Origin of the sequence: Desulfofundulus sp. (assembly GCF_049701015.1) — a bacterium.
In the GTDB taxonomy this organism is placed as follows: domain Bacteria; phylum Bacillota; class Desulfotomaculia; order Desulfotomaculales; family Desulfovirgulaceae; genus Desulfofundulus.
Map to the genome: position 1 here is coordinate 1 of NZ_JBNATZ010000377.1, position 1,735 is coordinate 1,735.

A 1,735-nucleotide genomic window follows, 5' to 3' on the forward strand; every position below is an offset into this window, starting at 1 on the left:
AATTTCCGGGGGGAGGGACTGCACAAGCCGTTCCCATTCCAGAATACCATATCCGGCATTGGTGATCTAGTCCAGCAAATCAGGACGATCCAGTTTAAACACGGCCTGTCTAAAGTTCTGGTGGCCATGGAGCCTACCGGCCATTACTGGCTCCCCTTAGCCTGTGTCTTAAAAACGCAAGGGATTACGGTGGTCCTGGTCAACCCGCACCATGTCAAAAAGGCCAAGGAACTGGACGACAATTCACCAACCAAACGGGATGACAAGGATGCCGGGATAATTGCCCGCCTGGCCAGGGATGGTCGTTTCTACATCCCGCACATTCCAGCCGGCGTAATAGCGGATATCCGTAATCTCGTCAACTTCCGGGAACGGTTAAACAAAGACCTTCAGCAAAGCAAAGCGCGAATCAACACCCTTCTGGACCTGTATTTTCCGGAGTTTCAAGACGTTTTCAAGTCTGTTGAAGGGAAGGCCGCCATGGCTGCCCTGGATAATTTCCCTTTCCCGGCTGACCTCATTGAAAAGCCGGTAGATGAAGTGGCTGCCGTTTTAAGTCAGGCCACTCATAACCGGGTCGGGCTCAAGCATGCTGAGCTCCTAAAGGATAAAGCCAGGACCTCGGTGGGTGTAAGAGATGGCCTTGAAGGCGCCAGGACGGAGCTCCGCTACCAGCTACGCCGGGTCAAGGAAATACTCAAGGAATGCGAGCTGGTTGAGGCCCGCCTGGTAGAACTGTTGAGGGAAATCCCTTATGCCGGGTACCTGCTCACCATCCCGGGAATGAGCATACTGCAAGTGGCCACCATAGTTTCCGAAGTGGGCGACCTGAACAACTACCGCAATGCCAGGCAGTTAATAAAGCTGGCCGGCCTGAACCTGGTGGAAAACAGTTCAGGCACCCACAAGGGAAGGACCCGCATCAGTAAGCGGGGCAGAGCGAAGCTGCGCTGCGCGCTCTTCCGGGTAGCCCTGGTTTTGGTGGCCAGAACGCAGGAATTTTCGATACTCCACCACTATTACACCACCAGGCCCAACAACCCATTGAAAGGAAAGCAGTCCCTGGTGGCCATTTGCTGCAAGCTTTTGCGCATCATCTTTGCCCTGGCACGCAAGGGAATGGCGTATAACCGGGATCTGGTTTTGCCTGAAAGCCATCCGGCCTTAGTACATGCCGAACCGGTTAGACCAGTGGCAAAAGTAGCCGCTTAGGCCGGTATCCAGGCAACGGCCTGTACCTGCCTGTCACGGCTTTCCTTCCGTTCTACCGGGCTGCAGGCGGAAGGTGCTGGCTGCATCATAACATTGTACCGTTATAATGCCTTTGCTACATGGACCTTGACAATCATGCAGCGCGGAGAGCCAAAAATCAAACCATAAGGGTAAGTAGACCCTGTTAGGTAGCACAATGGCCTCCACCCCTGGACAGGTGGGACGAAGGAAAGTCCGGAACCGGCACGGTTATTGGTATCCCGGGAGACATGAGAGGGTATATCGCCAGGGTAAAGTGTGGAGAAAAGAGCGCGCGAAAAATTGTCACACAAGCAGCCCTGGTATTTCTGTATACACCACCTTCCAGACAAAGGCATAACTGGGCATCATTATCAGTCATGGCCCTACTGAAAAGTGAAAATGGCTGAAATTGTGAGATTAACGAAGATTATTCAACCTTATTGAGAGAGGATTAAACAGATATTCTCTTTCGGAATAGGTGTAAAATGAATGTTGGTGCACG

General features: G+C 52.4%; 1 protein-coding gene. It reads left to right on the forward strand.

Annotated features, from left to right (window positions below):
• Positions 1–1,212: IS110 family transposase (locus ACPLUI_RS14595; RefSeq protein ID WP_424660965.1), on the forward strand; the 1,212-nt coding region annotated here is incomplete at its 5' end.
• Between the last annotated feature and the right edge of the window lie 523 nt (positions 1,213–1,735).